Raw genomic sequence first — 14,113 nt, 5'->3', positions numbered from 1 at the left:
CGGCATGCACACGCGCGCCCGGTGTGCGCCGGGTCACGAAGAGATCGTTTTCATCCCCCACCGGTGCCGCCGCGCGTTTGCACTGCAGCACCGATCCCGGTCCCCGATCGTTCAGCTGGCCCGGGCCAGGCGCTGGCGGCGACCGGCCAGCTTCTTCTCGCGGCGGCGCGCGCGCCAGTTGCGCCAGTGCCGCTGCAGGCAGGAGAAGATCACGTACAGCGCCGGCGTGCTGAGCAGGGTCAGGCTCTGCGAGACCAGCAGGCCGCCGATCATGGCGATGCCCAGCGGCCGGCGCAGCTCGGAACCTTCGCCCAGGCCGATCGCCAGGGGCAGCGCGGCCAGCAGCGCGACCATGGTGGTCATCATGATCGGGCGGAAGCGCACGATCGAGGCCTCGCGCACGGCGGCCAGCGGCTCCAGGCCGTGCTCGCGCTGGGCCACCAGGGCGAAGTCGATCATCATGATCGCGTTCTTCTTGACGATGCCGATCAGCAGCACCAGCGCGATCATCGAGATCACCGACAGCTCGGTGTTGGTCGCCACCAGCGCCAGCAGCGCGCCCACACCGGCCGCCGGCAGCGTGGACAGGATCGTGACCGGGTGGATCAGGCTCTCGTAGAGCATGCCCAGCACGATGTAGACGGTCAGGATGGCGGCCAGGACCAGCACGCCCATCGAGTTGGGATTCAGCTGTGCGCCCCAGCCGCTGTCCTGGGCGATCTTGATGTCCCCGGGCATGCGCATGCCTTCGACCACCGACCTGAAGATGACATCGGCCTCGCCGGTGCTCACGCCCGGGGCCAGGTTGTAGCTCAGGTCCATCACCGTGTACTGGTTCAGGTGGGTGACCTGCGAGGGCGCCAGGGCATCGGTCTGCCTGGCCAGGGCGGTGAGCGGGATCATCTGGCCGCTGCGGGTCTTGAGCTTGATCGCGTCCAACTGCGCGGGGCTGGCGGTCTGGCTGGGCAGCGCATTGACCACCACCGAGTACTGGTTGAGCTCGGAGTAGATCGTGGACACCGAGCGCTGGCCGAAGGCGCCGTACAGCGCGCCGTCGATGGCGCCGATCGACACCCCCAGGCGCGCAGCCTTGTCACGGTCGATCACGATGTTCTGACGCAGACCGCCCTCTTCCACGTCGCTGCCAACGTCGCGGAACTTGGGGTTCTTCTTCAGTTCGGCCACCACCCTGGGCAGCCAGTACTGGAGTTCCTGCAGGTCGTTGCCCTGCAGGGACTTCTCGTACTGCGCGCCCTGGTTGCTGCCGCCACCGCCATCGCTGGGCAGGTCCTGGACCGCGCGCAGGCGCAGCTGCAGGTCCGGATACTTGTCGGCCTTGGCGCTCAGCCGCGAGAGCACCACCGAGGTGGGTTGCCTGCGGCCCTCGGCGCGGGTCTTGAGCTCGACGTTGAACTGTGCGCTGGAACCCTGCCGGCCGCTGCCCAGGCGCACGCCCACGACCTTGACCGCCGGGTCGGCCAGCAGCATGTTGGTGATCCGCTCCTGGCGCTTCTTCATGTCGGTGAAGGACACCGTGGCGCTGGATTGGGCGCGGCCCCAGATCAGGCCGGTGTCCTGCGGCGGGAAGCTGCCAGACTGGACCTTGGTGAACAGGAACATGGTCAGGCCGATCAGGATCAACGGCGTCATCGACAGCAGCAATGCATGGCGCAGGCTGAAATCCAGGCACACGGTATAGAGGCGCAGCATCCGCGCGTGGCCGGCCTCGATCAGGCGGCCCAGCCTGGAGGTGGCCTGGCTGGCATCGTGTGGCTGCAGGAAGCGGCTGCACAGGGTCGGTGTCAGGGTCAGCGAGATGATCGCCGAGACCGCGATGGCCGCCACCAGGGTCACGGTGAACTCGCGGAAAAACGCCCCGATCATGCCCTTGGCGAACAGGATCGGGATGAACACCGCGATCAGCGAAGCGGTGATCGAGACGATGGTGAAGCCGATCTCGCGCGAGCCGGCGATGGCCGCCTCCATCCGCGACTTGCCTTCATCCAGGTGGCGCATGATGTTTTCGATCACCACGATCGCATCATCGACCACAAAGCCAATGGCAATCACCAGCGCCAGCAGGCTCAGGTTGTTGAGCGTATAGCCCAGGATGTACATCACCACCGCAGAGCCGGCCAGCGACAGCGGCACGGTGACCGTGGCGATCAGGGTCGGCGCCAGCCGGCGCAGGAACAGCGCCATCACCAGCACCACCATCGCCAGGCTGATCAGCAGGGTGATCTCCACCTCGTGCAGCGAGGCGCGCACGGTCGGGGTACGGTCGAAATACGGGGTCAGCGTGGTGCCCGGCGGCAGGTACTTCTCCAGCAGCGGCAGCTGGGCGCGGATCCGGTCGACGGTTTCCACCACGTTGGCGCCGCTGCGGATGAAGGTGTACATCACCACCGCCGGCTTCCTGTTGAACCACGCGGCCTGATAGGCGTCCTGCTGGCCGTCGTAGACGCTGGCCACGTCCTTCAGGCGCACGGTCACCCCGTTCTGGCTGGCGATGGCCAGGTTGGCGAAGTCGGCCGCCTTGCGCACCGAATCGTTGACGATCACCGCCATGGTCGTCTTGCCGTCGGACAGAAAGCCGGTCGGCGAAACCACGTTGGCCGCGCGCATGGCATTGCGCAGGTCGTCGGGCGACAGGCCCATGGCATTGAGCGCACGCAGGTTCACGTCCACGCGCACCGCCGGAGTGGACGCGCCGGCAATGTCCACCGAGGCCACGCCGGCCACCTGGCGCAGGCGCTGGGCCAGCAGCGAGTCGGCCAGGTTGTACAGCTCCGCCGCCGACTGCGTGTCGGAGGTCAGGGCCATGGCAATCAGCGGATCGTCGTTGGGGTTGGCTTTCTGGTAGTTGGGCGGCTGCATGCCCGAGGGCAAATCCATGCTGGCCGCGCTCAACGCGGCGGCCACGTCCTGCGCGGCCGAGTCGATGTCGCGACTGGGATTGAAGCTCAGGAAGATCATCGAGCGGCCTTCGAAGCTGCTCGAACGCATCGTGTCGATGCCGGGCACCTGGCCCAGGCGGCGCTCCAGCGGCGCGGTCACCGTGGCGGCCATGGTGCTGGCGTCGGCGCCGGGCTGGCTGGCCTGGACGAAGATCACCGGAATGCTCAGCGTCGGCAGCGCGGCCACGCCCAGGCGCAGGTAGCAGATCAGGCCGATGACGAACAGGCCCGCCGCCAGCAGCGAGGTGCCGATCGGCCGGCGGATGAAGATGCTGGAGAGACTGACTCGGCGCGTCATGGCTCGGTTCGCGGTTGCGATCGCGTGGGGCGACCGTCAACCGGCCTCCGCTAGCGGCGCGCCGTCGCCGGCCGCGCGCTGGTTGCGCCAGCGCTGCACGCGCTCGGAGAAGCGCTCCATGTACAGGTAGATCACCGGGGTGGTGTACAGGGTCACCAGCTGCGACAGCAACAGGCCGCCGACGATGGACACGCCCAGCGGCTTGCGCAGCTCCGAGCCGATGCCATCGCCCAGCGCCAGCGGCAGCGCGCCCAGCAGCGCGGCGGCAGTGGTCATCATGATCGGGCGGAAGCGCAGCAGGCAGGCGCGGCGGATCGCATCGTGCGCGCTCATGCCCTCGCGGCGGGCATCGATGGCAAAGTCGATCATCATGATCGCATTCTTCTTGACGATGCCGATCAGCAGCACGATGCCGACGATGCCGTCCACCGACAGGCTCATCCCGCACAGCATCAGCGCCAGCAGCGCGCCGACGCCGGCCGGCGGCAGGGTCGAGATGATGGTGAGCGGGTGGATGTAGCTTTCGTACAGCACCCCCAGCACGATGTAGATCACCACCACTGCAGCGATCAGCAGCCAGACCACGTCGGACTGGCTGGAGGAGTACTCGGCGGCCTTGCCGATGAACTCGGTGCGCAACGTATCGGGCAGGTCGAGCTGCTCGCGCACCTGGTTGATCGCGGCCACCGCCTGGGAGAGCGAATAGCCGGGGGTGACGTTGAAGGAGACGGTCACCGCCGGCAGCTGCTGCTGGTGGCTGATCACCAGCGGCGTGGTGCCCACCTGCGAGGTAGCCAGCGCCGAGAGCGGGATCGCCCCACCGGTGCCCACATTGATGCCGATGTTGGCGTTGCCGATGCCGGTGGCGGTGGCCGAGTTGGACGAGGTCACCTGGCCCAGGGTGGTGGCGTTGCTGCCGGTCAGCGCGCCGCTGCCGTTGCTGGCCACCGCCAGTTTGTTCATGAGTGCCTCGCGGGTGCGGAATTCCGGCGCCACTTCCAGGACCACCCGGTACTGGTTGAGTGCGGTGAAGATGGTCGAGATCTGGCGCTGGCCGTAGGCGTCGTACAGGGTATCGTCGATGGTCTGCATCGGCACGCCCAGCGCGCTGGCGGTGTCGCGGTTGACGTTGATCATCAGCGCGCGGCCGGCATTGGCGGCGTTGTTGCCCACGTCCGACAGTTCCGGACGCTGGCGCAGCGCCTGGGTCACACGCTCGGCCTGGACCTGCAGCTCGGCCGAATCCACATCCGAAAGCGAGAACTGGTATTCGGTCGCCGCCACCCGCGTATCCAGGGTCACGTCCTGGACCGGCTTGAGGTACAGCGCCACGCCCGGGATGCCGGCCACGGCCTTGTGCAGGCGCGGCACGATCTGGTCCAGACCTTCGCGCTGGCTGCGCTCGGCCAGCACGATGCTGATCTGGCCCTGGTTGATGGTCGGATTCATGGTGCCGGCGCCGATGAAGGCAGCCACCCCGGTCACCGCCGGGTCCTTGCGCAGCGCCGTGGCCACAGCCTGGGTGCGCGCCTGCATCTGGTCGAAGGCCACGGTCTGGTCGGCCTGGACCACGCCGGCGATCAGGCCGGTGTCCTGCTCGGGCAGCAGCCCCTTGGGGATGGCGATGTACAGCAGGACCGTCGCCGCCACCGTGGCCAGGGCCACCGCCAGGGTCAGGCGCTGGTGGGCCAGCACCCAGTCCAGGGTCCGCTCGTACAGGCCGACCGTGCGCGACCACAGGTTCCGCCTGCCAGCGGCGTGGGTGCGCTCGTGCGCATCGTCGCCTTCGGGCAGCGCGTCGGGCTTGAGCAGGTAGGCGCACATCATCGGGGTCAGGGTCAGCGACACCAGCATCGAGATGACCACCGCGATCGACAGCACCCAGGCGAACTCGTGAAACAGCCGCCCGGTCACCCCCGGCATCAGCAGCAGCGGCAGGAACACCGCCACCAGCGAGATGGTCAGCGACAGCACGGTGAAGCCGATCTGCCGGGCGCCCTCCTCGGCCGCCTCCGGCCCGCTCTTGCCCTGTTCGATGTAGCGCACGATGTTCTCGATCATCACGATCGCATCGTCGACCACGAAGCCGGTGGCCACCACCAGCGCCATCAGCGACAGGTTGTCCAGGGACATGCCGGCAAAGGCCATCACCCCGAAGGTGCCCACCAGCGACAGCGGCACGGCGACCGAGGGAATGATCGTGGCCCACAGCCGGCGCAGGAACACGAAGATCACCGCCACCACCAGGCCGATGGTGAGGATCAGGGTGAACTGCACCTCGTGCACCGAGGCGCGGATGGTCTCGGTGCGGTCGGAGAAGATGTCCAGCTTCACCTCAGCCGGCAGCACGCTCTGGAGCTGCGGCATCAGCGCGCGGATCGCGGCCACGGTCTGGACGATGTTGGCGCCTGGCTGGCGGCGGATCTCCAGCAGCACCGCCTGCTTGCCGTCGGCCCAGGCCGAGAGCTGGTCGTTTTCCACCCCGTCGACCACTTTGGCCACATCGCCCAGGCGCACCGGCGCGCCGTTGCGGTAGCTGATGATGATGCTGTTGTAGCCCTCAGCGTCCTCGATCTGGTCGTTGGTGCCGATGCTGTAGGACTGGGTGACACCGTTGAGCGAGCCCTTGGGCGCGTTGACGTTGGCCTGGGTCAATGCGCTGCGCAGGTCTTCCAGGGTCAGGCCCATGCTGGACAACATGGCCGGATTGGCCTGGATGCGCACCGCCGGACGCACGTTGCCGGCGATGGAGACCAGGCCCACGCCCGGCACCTGCGACAGGCGCTGGGCCAGGATCGAGTCGGCGTAGCGGTTGACCTCGCGCAGCGGCAGCGTGTCCGAGGTCAGCTTCAGGGTGAGGATCGCCGCGTCGGCCGGGTTCACCCGGTTGTAGGTGGGCTGGTAGGGCAGGCCGCTGGGCAGCGTGGCCTGGCGGATGGCCGACTGCACGTCCTGGGAGGCGACGTCGATATCGCGCTCCATCGAGAACTGCAGCACGATCGTGGACAGCCCGGCCGAGGAGTCGGAGGTCATCATCTCCATGCCGGAGATCTGGCCCAGCTGGCGCTCCAGCGGCGTGGTCACCAGCGCGGCCATGGTCGCCGCGCTGGCGCCCGGATACTGGGTGGTCACCACCAGGCTGGGCGAATCGATTTCCGGCAGCGCCGAGACCGGCAGGCTGCGGTAGCCCAGGATGCCCAGCAGCATCACCCCGATCATCAGGAGCGTGGTCGCGATGGGGCGGCGGATGAAGATGCTGGAGAAGCCCAAGGGAAGTCCGTCCTGTCAGATCGTCGTGCAGCCGCGCCGAAGGCGGCGCACCTGCGCTGCCGAGGCAGCGCAGGCGTGGGGTGGATCAGCGCGGCGGACCGCCACGGCGGCCACCGCGCTGGCCCTGGATGGCCTGCTGCAGCTCCTGCTCGGTCGGCTCCGGCGGCGCCTGGCCAGGCTTGAGCGCATTGACCCTGGCGTCGGGCTTGAGCCGGAACTGGCCTTCGGTGACCACCCGGTCGCCGGCCTTCAGGCCCTTGGTGACCACGATGTGGGTATCGCCCACTTCCACCCCGGTGGTCACATTGGTCATCCTGACCGTGTTGTCGGGCTGGACCACGTACACATAATCGCTGTCCGGGCCGCGCTGCACCGCCTGGGTCGGCACCACCAGCCCGCCCCTGATGACGGCCACCTGCAGGCGCACGTTGATGAACTGGCCCGGCCACAGCACATGATCGGTGTTGGGGAAACGCGCGCGCAGGCGGAAGGTGTTGGTGTCGGTGCTGACCTGGTTGTCGACCACGTCCAGGACCCCGTCGCTGGCGATCACGTGCTGGTCGGTGCTGTCCAGCGCGGCCACGACCGCCTCGCCCCTGGCCTGGGCCGCGCGCACCGCGCTCAGGTCCTGCGCCGGCAGGCTGAAGGAGGCGTAGATCGGTTCGACCTGGGTAATGGTCACGATCGTGGTACTGGTGTTGACGATATTGCCCACGTCCACGCCGCGAATGCCGGCGATGCCGTCCAGCGGCGAGATGATGTTGGTGTACTGCAGCTGCACGCTGGCCGCCTGCATGGCCGCATCGGCCGCGGCCACGCCGGCCTGGTACTGGGCGACCAGGTTCTTCTGGGTATCAATGTCGGTGCGTGCCACGTACGGGGCGTAGGCCGGATCGGTCAGGCGCGCGTAGGTGTCGCGCGCGGTCTGCAGCTGGGCCTGGTTCTGCTTCTTGGCCGCGGCGGCCTGGTCGTAGGCGGCCTGCAGCTCGCGCGGATCGATCCGGGCCAGCACCTGGCCCTTCCTGACCGGCTGGCCCTCGCTGAACTCCAGGCTCATCAGGCGCCCGCTGGTCTGCGGATTGATGGTGACCGTGTTGAGCGCGGTCACCGTGCCGGTGGCGCTGAGGTACACCGGCACATTCTGGGTGGTCACCGACTCGACGGTCACCGGCACCGGCCTGGTACTGTCCTGGCCGCCCTGCTTGGTATCCTCCGGCGCGCCCTTCTTGCCGCATGCGCGCAGACCAAATGCCACGACCGCCACCAACACGACCACCGCCAGGGCGATCTTCCATTTACGCGACATGCAATGATTCTCCGGATGGGGGGGACGGCACGCCCCCCGGCGACAGTCCACAAGGTTACCGGCAGTGAACGCAGCTGCCTGCATGACTGATGACAGGGGCACGGCCGCGTCAACGGCATTCGTTCAGCCAGTCCAGGCGCAGATGTCACCGCGCTGACACCTGCGCGCCCCTGCACGCTGCGGATGCAAGGCGCCCCGCGTCCGGTCGCCAGATGTCGCGGTCGGCGGCGGCTACCGGATCAGCTCAGCGATCGCAGCCGGTCAGCTTGAGCTGCTGACCGGGCTTGAGCACATAGGATGGCGCGCGCAGGCCGTTGGCCCTGGCCAGTTCCCTGGTGTCGCACTGGAACTTGCCCACGATCCTGCCCAGGGTGTCGCCGCGGGCGACCTTGTAGCTGCGGACCTGCGCAGCCGGAGGCCTGGCTGGCCTGGGCGCACCAGTGGCCACGGTGGTGGGCACCCCGACCGGCACGCCGCTGACATCGCCCACGGCCACGCGCGTGGTGCGGGGACTGTCGTCCCTGATGGCCGAATCGACCGTGGCGGTGACCAGGGTGTGGGCCAGCTCGGCGGTCGGGCCCTTGACGCACTGGCGGTTGTACAGCCGGACCATGTGCGCGCTGGCGTTGATCGTGGACCCGGCCGGGATCCAGGTTTCGGCCTGGTAGCGCGGGTTGAGGTTGCGCAGCGCGCGCATGAAGCCCTCGCGGGTGCGGCCGTTGCCCAGGCAGATGGTCAGCTCGTAGATCGAGGCGGTGCGCACCAGCTTCAGCGGCGCCGGGCTGGCATCCACCTTCGGGAACTCCAGCCCGTACTGCCTGGGATGCAGGTACAGCCAGGCCGCGGCGATCACCATCGGCACGTAGTCCTGGGTCTCGGCCGGGAACTGGCGGTACACCTCGGCATCCCAGAAGCTGGCGCCGGGATGGTCGCGGTAGATCCGCCCGGCGCGGCCCTCGCCACCGTTGTAGGCGGCCAGGGCAAACTCGATGTTGCGGTCCAATTCGCCCATGCGCTCGTTCATGTACGCGGCCGCCGCCTCGGTCGCCGCGTACGGATCAAAGCGCGTATCGAAGCCGGTCCCGTCCTGGCCCAGCCCGAAGCGGCTGCCGGTGGCCGGCATGAACTGCATCAGCCCGGCCGCGCCGGCGCGCGAGCTGACATGCACCCGGCCATTGGATTCCTTGGCCATGATCCCGAACAGCAGCGCCTCGGGCAGCCCGGTGGCCTGCCAGGCCGGCAGCAGCTGCGGACGCAGGTTCTGGTAGTTCTCGTAGCTGTCGATCAGGGTGCCGCGCATGTCGGTCAGCCAGCGGCGGATGCCGGCCTGCACGGCCGGGTTGTAGGCAACCATCGAATCGAACCGATGGCGCTGGTCGTCCAGCAGCCGCGTGGTCCGGGCCGAGTCGGGGATGTTGGAATCGGCCGGGACGCTGTGGTCGCTGCCATCGTCCAGCGGATCGTCGCTGGTGTTCTCGCCGACCAGGTCGTCGCCTTCGGCATCGGATTGGGCGTCCACCTTTTCCTTGAGCAGGCGCTTGTAGCTGGCCAGCAGGGTGTGGATCTGGCAACCCTTCTGCCTGGCGCAGGCATCCAGCACGTCCTCCATGTCCTCCAGCGCCGCGTCGCCTTCGGCCTGACCCTTGGGATCGCTGTTGGAGGCCAGCACCAGGGCATCGGTGTAGCGCTTCTCGGCGGCCTGCATGCGTTGGGCCAGGGCGTCGGCGGCCGCCTGGTCCCTGGCCGAGACCCGTGCCAGGGCCGCTGTGGACAACGGCAGCAGGACGAGCGCGGCAAGCAGCGGAACGGCGCGGAGCGAAACGGGCATCAGACACACGACACAGGCAAACACGGTTCGGCAGGGTAGCCGTGGTCGCAGCGCAGCGGCAAGGGTCGCAGGCGACCGGCCCGGCAGCGGCCGGTCGGGATCGGGGCCGGCGGCCGCAGTCGGCGCACCCCTGGCTGCCAACTGCTGGCTGCCAACTGCGCCTAGAATCGAAACGACTTCGCGAAATAGAGCCTCCATGGACCCGATCCTGCCGGGCACCGGCGTTAGCCAAAGCTGCCGCACGCCTCTGCCCTCAGGTGCGTTGAAGAAACCGTGCCACACAAGGAACCGCCGCATGACCGTGCTCCGCCTGTCCCTGCTCGCCGTCACCGTCGCACTTGCCCTGGCCGCCTGCAAACCGGCCGACGCGCCGCAGGCCTCGACGCCGCCCCAGACCAAGGCCACCACCACGCCGGCCGCAACCACGCCCGGCACCGACGCCACCAGCGCCGTGGACCAGGCGCCGGCCGCCGAAGTCACCGACAAGGCCGGCGTGGTGATCGATGCGAAGGCCCTGGCTGGCGAATTCGAAGGCAATGGCTCCACGCTCATCCTCGAGGCCGACGGCGCCTATACCCAGACCCTGAATGCCGGCGGCGCCCAGCTCAGCAGCAGCGGCACCTGGTCGGCGGCCGGCCCGGGCCTGCTGCTCCTGGACCCGCAGGACAAGGCCGCGCAGGACGTGCACTTCGAGGTGGTTTCGGCCGACGAGCTGCACAGCCAGGACGGTACCTACACCTTCAAGCGTGCGCGCTGAAGCGACCCGCCAGCGGCGCAGGGGGCTCGGCACGGCTGCCGAACGCGTCATCGGGTTGACGATTGCGCCAGGCGAAGGCGGACCACACCGTCGGCGCTGTGCAGGGAGATGGAAGGATTTGAGGCATGCACCTGCCGGCGCAGCGCGCGGCCTGCGGCCACTCAAACCGTTCCGGGCCTGGCTCCGAACTTTTTGCACTGTTCCCTGCCCGGCACCGCGTCGGTAGCCGCGGTCGCCCTGCCGCCGTGCACGCTGAGCGGACCGGTTTGCTGGCGTGTCGGCGCCTTGCACCGACGCCGCGTCCGGGTACACGCACACGCCGTAAAATCGGCGCCATCTTCCGCAACACCTCGTCCCATCACGCATGAGCCGTTGGCGCCCGCCTGCCGAAAAAAGCACCGCCCTGATCACTCCCGCCGGCCACGCCACGCTCAAGGCCGAGCTGGAGCAGCTGTGGCGGGTGCGCCGGCCCGAGGTGGTCAAGGCGCTGGCCGCCGCCGCGGCCGAGGGCGACCGCTCGGAGAACGCCGAGTACACCTACCGCAAGAAGCAGCTGGGCGAGATCGACCGCCGCGTGCGCTACCTGAGCAAGCGCCTGGAGGCCCTGCGCGTGGTCGCCGGGCCACCGTCGGACCCGCAGGCCGTGTTCTTCGGCGCCCTGGTGGAACTGGAAGACGTGGAAACCGGGCAGACCGCGCGCTACCGCGTCGTCGGCCCGGATGAGACCGACGCGGCGCTGGGCCACATCAGCATCGATTCGCCGCTGGCCCGGGCCATGCTCAAGAAGAAGGTGGACGACCAGTTCGAGGCGGCTCTGCCCGGGCGCACCGCCAGCTTCGTGATCGTGGCCGTGTCCTACGCCGGCTGAGCGTGCATCTGCGCCCGGCGCGACGCACTGACGGCAGTCCCGCAACGGAACCGTACTGCGCGGTCATTTAGACTCCGCGTCCCACATCCTGCTTGAAGAGGGACAGCCCATGGGTCAATGGATCACGCTCACCACCTCCAAGGGGCCGGTGGCCGCCTGGCAGGCCGAACCGGCGGGTGCGCCGCGCGGCGGCCTGGTCGTCATCCAGGAAGTCTTCGGCGTGACCGAACACATCCGCAACGTGGCCGAGCAGTACGCCGCCGAAGGCTACCTGGCGATCGCGCCGGCGTTCTTCGACCTGGTCGAGCCCGGCCTGGAACTGCCCTATGACCAGGCCAGCACCCAGCGCGGCCTGGAGATCGCCAACACCATCGGCCTGGATGCCGCAGTGGACGTGGTGGAGATCGCGGCCCGGGCCGCGCGCACGGCGACAGGCCAGGACAAGGTTGCCACGGTCGGCTATTGCTGGGGCGGCACGGTCGCCCTGCTCGCCGCCCAGCGCCTGGCCCTGCCCAGCATCAGCTACTACGGCGGCCGCAACGGCGATTTCCTGGACCAGCCGCTCAAGGCGCCGGTGCAGTTCCACTTCGGCGAGCTGGACCCGTACATCAGCGCCGACATCGTCCAAGCCCAGCGCAAGGCCTGGCCGGACATGGAGGTGTTCACCTACCCGGCCAACCACGCCTTCAACCGCGACGCCAGTCCGGCGGTGTACGACCCGGCCAGCGCCAGGACCGCCTTTGCCCGTGCGCTGGCGTTCCTGCGCAAACACGTCGGCTGATCGGATCGGCGCAGGTGCGCGATTTCAGCCTGGACCCGCGCCTGGCCGCCGACAGCGTGTTCGTCGCCGACGGGCCGCTGTCGCAGGTGCGGCTGATGAACGATGCGCGCTTTCCCTGGCTGCTGCTGGTACCGCGCCTGGCCGATGCCAGCGAATGGATCGAGCTGGACGGGGCCCAGCAGCGCCTGCTGCTGGCCGAGGTCAACCAGGTCGGCCAGCTGCTGCGCACCCGGCCCGGCGTGGAGAAACTCAACATCGGCGCGCTGGGCAACAGCGTGCGCCAGCTGCACGTGCACCTGGTCGGCCGCCACACCGGCGACCCCGCCTGGCCGGGCCCGGTCTGGGGCAGCGGCCCACCGCAACGCCACAGCGCGCAGGCGCTGGAACAACAACTGAGCCACTGGCGCGCCTTGCTGGGCTGATTCCCGGACGCCAGAGCGGCGCCGTTCGCCTCGCAAAGCAGCCGTCACTACACGCTCAGGTCCGCGGCAGGGTCACCCCGGTCTGGCCCTGGTACTTGCCGCCGCGGTCCTTGTAGCTGGTCTGGCAGACTTCGTCGGACTCGAAGAACAGCATCTGCGCCACGCCTTCGTTGGCGTAGATGCGCGCCGGCAGCGGCGTGGTGTTGGAGAATTCAAGCGTCACGTGGCCTTCCCACTCCGGCTCCAGCGGAGTGACGTTGACGATGATCCCGCAGCGCGCGTAGGTGCTCTTGCCCAGGCACACCACCAGGGTGCTGCGCGGGATGCGGAAATACTCCACCGTGCGCGCCAGCGCGAAACTGTTGGGCGGGATGATGCACACATCCGACTCCACGTCCACGAAGCTGCCGCTGTCGAAGTGCTTCGGGTCGACGATGGTGGAGTTGATGTTGGTGAACACCTTGAATTCACGCGAGCAGCGCACGTCGTAGCCGTAGCTGGAAGTGCCGTAGCTGACGATGCGATGGCCCTGCGCATCGTGCTTGACCTGGCCCGGCTCGAACGGCTCGATCATGCCCTGCGTTTGGGCCATGCGCCTGATCCAGCGGTCGGACTTGATGCTCATGCGGTGCGGTTCCCGTGCGTTACGGTGGCTAAGCCGCGCATTGTAAGGGGCCACGGCCGGCCGTAGCGGACTTTCAGAGCAGCGAGGACGCGATCGGCATGGCCGCGCGCGGGCGCTTGTCCAGCTCGGCCACCAGGGCTGCCGCCACCTGGCGATAGGCCTGGGCCACGGCCGAATCCGGCGCGGCCACCAGCACCGGCTCGCCGGCATCGCCCTGCTCGCGGATGCGCACGTCCAACGGCAGCGAGCCCAGCAGCGGCACGCCATAGGCGGCGGCCATCGCCTGCCCGCCGCCCTGGCCGAACAGGTGCTCGACGTGCCCGCAGTTGCTGCACACGTGCTGGGCCATGTTCTCCACGATGCCCAGCACGGCCACGTTGACCTTTTCGAACATCTTCAGCGCCTTGCGCGCATCCAGGGTGGCGATCTCCTGCGGGGTGGTCACGATCACCGCGCCGGCCACCGGGATCTTCTGCGACAGGGTCAGCTGGATGTCGCCGGTGCCCGGCGGCAGGTCGACCAGCAGGTAGTCCAGATCGCCCCACAGGGTGTCGTTGAACAACTGGGTCAGGGCCCCGGTGGCCATCGGCCCGCGCCAGACCATCGGCGTGTCCGGATCGATCAGCAGGCCGATCGACATCGCTTCCAGGCCAAATGCCCGCAGCGGTTCGATCGACTTGTTGTCCGGGCTCTCCGGCCGCCCCGACAGCCCCAGCATGGCCGGAATGCTCGGCCCGTAGATGTCCGCGTCCAGCACGCCGACCCTGGCTCCGGTGGCCGCCAGGGCCAGCGCCAGATTCACCGCCGTGGTCGACTTGCCCACCCCGCCCTTGCCGGAGCCGATGGCGATGACGTTGCGGACGCGGGGATGGGGCTGCAAGCCGCCTTGGGGCTGGTGTGCGCGAGTGTTCATGGCGCCATTGTCCCCCAATGATCGGAACTTCCCCAGATCGGTCCCAAGAACGCCCACGGAAGTCACCAAAGGTGTCGCATAACAATAA

Annotated in this window: 10 protein-coding genes; 4 read left to right on the top strand and 6 right to left on the bottom strand. The window is 68.5% G+C overall.

The genetic code is table 11. From position 1 onward, the window contains the following. Positions 1-111: 111 nt before the first annotated feature. The 4 genes from DSC_RS05885 to DSC_RS05870 form a co-directional block, all read right to left on the bottom strand. The gene (locus tag DSC_RS05885) at positions 112-3,255 is read right to left on the bottom strand and encodes an efflux RND transporter permease subunit (RefSeq protein ID WP_014160224.1); all 3,144 of its coding nucleotides are present in this window, start codon (positions 3,253-3,255) and stop codon (positions 112-114) included. Positions 3,256-3,291: 36 nt separating this feature from the next. Beyond that, a complete protein-coding gene (locus DSC_RS05880; RefSeq protein WP_014160223.1) occupies positions 3,292-6,525 on the bottom strand; it encodes an efflux RND transporter permease subunit in 3,234 nt (1,077 codons plus the stop codon). A gap of 85 nt (positions 6,526-6,610) precedes the next feature. Then, positions 6,611-7,831: an efflux RND transporter periplasmic adaptor subunit gene (locus DSC_RS05875; protein WP_014160222.1), complete on the bottom strand. Its 1,221-nt coding sequence runs from the start codon at positions 7,829-7,831 to the stop codon at positions 6,611-6,613. A 244-nt stretch (positions 7,832-8,075) separates the two neighbouring features. Continuing rightward, the gene (locus tag DSC_RS05870; protein ID WP_014160221.1) at positions 8,076-9,659 is read right to left on the bottom strand and encodes a transglycosylase SLT domain-containing protein; all 1,584 of its coding nucleotides are present in this window, start codon (positions 9,657-9,659) and stop codon (positions 8,076-8,078) included. Positions 9,660-9,954: 295 nt separating this feature from the next. Here DSC_RS05870 and DSC_RS05865 point away from each other — a divergent pair, with 295 nt between their 5' ends. The 4 genes from DSC_RS05865 (at position 9,955) to DSC_RS05850 (ending at position 12,487) form a co-directional block, all read left to right on the top strand. Continuing rightward, complete coding sequence (locus DSC_RS05865) at positions 9,955-10,416, top strand: hypothetical protein (RefSeq protein WP_014160220.1); 462 nt, start codon at positions 9,955-9,957, stop codon at positions 10,414-10,416. Positions 10,417-10,780: 364 nt separating this feature from the next. Further along, complete coding sequence (gene greB, locus DSC_RS05860; protein ID WP_014160219.1) at positions 10,781-11,284, top strand: transcription elongation factor GreB; 504 nt, start codon at positions 10,781-10,783, stop codon at positions 11,282-11,284. Between the two features lie 109 nt (positions 11,285-11,393). Continuing rightward, a complete protein-coding gene (locus DSC_RS05855) occupies positions 11,394-12,065 on the top strand; it encodes a dienelactone hydrolase family protein (protein ID WP_014160218.1) in 672 nt (223 codons plus the stop codon). Between the two features lie 14 nt (positions 12,066-12,079). Further along, on the top strand, positions 12,080-12,487 hold the full coding sequence (locus DSC_RS05850) for an HIT domain-containing protein (RefSeq protein ID WP_014160217.1): 408 nt from the start codon (positions 12,080-12,082) through the stop codon (positions 12,485-12,487). Between the two features lie 55 nt (positions 12,488-12,542). Here the strand turns inward: DSC_RS05850 and dcd are convergent, their stop codons facing one another. Beyond that, positions 12,543-13,112, bottom strand: a complete 570-nt coding sequence (gene dcd, locus DSC_RS05845) for a dCTP deaminase (RefSeq protein ID WP_014160216.1) — start codon at positions 13,110-13,112, stop codon at positions 12,543-12,545. Positions 13,113-13,185: 73 nt separating this feature from the next. Next, a complete protein-coding gene (apbC, locus tag DSC_RS05840; RefSeq protein ID WP_043290440.1) occupies positions 13,186-14,025 on the bottom strand; it encodes an iron-sulfur cluster carrier protein ApbC in 840 nt (279 codons plus the stop codon). Between the last annotated feature and the right edge of the window lie 88 nt (positions 14,026-14,113).

Origin of the sequence: Pseudoxanthomonas spadix BD-a59, assembly GCF_000233915.3 — a bacterium.
Lineage (GTDB): Bacteria > Pseudomonadota > Gammaproteobacteria > Xanthomonadales > Xanthomonadaceae > Pseudoxanthomonas_A > Pseudoxanthomonas_A spadix.
The sequence above is the reverse complement of the archived record's forward strand: the minus strand, read 5'-3'. Positions and strand labels throughout refer to the sequence as shown.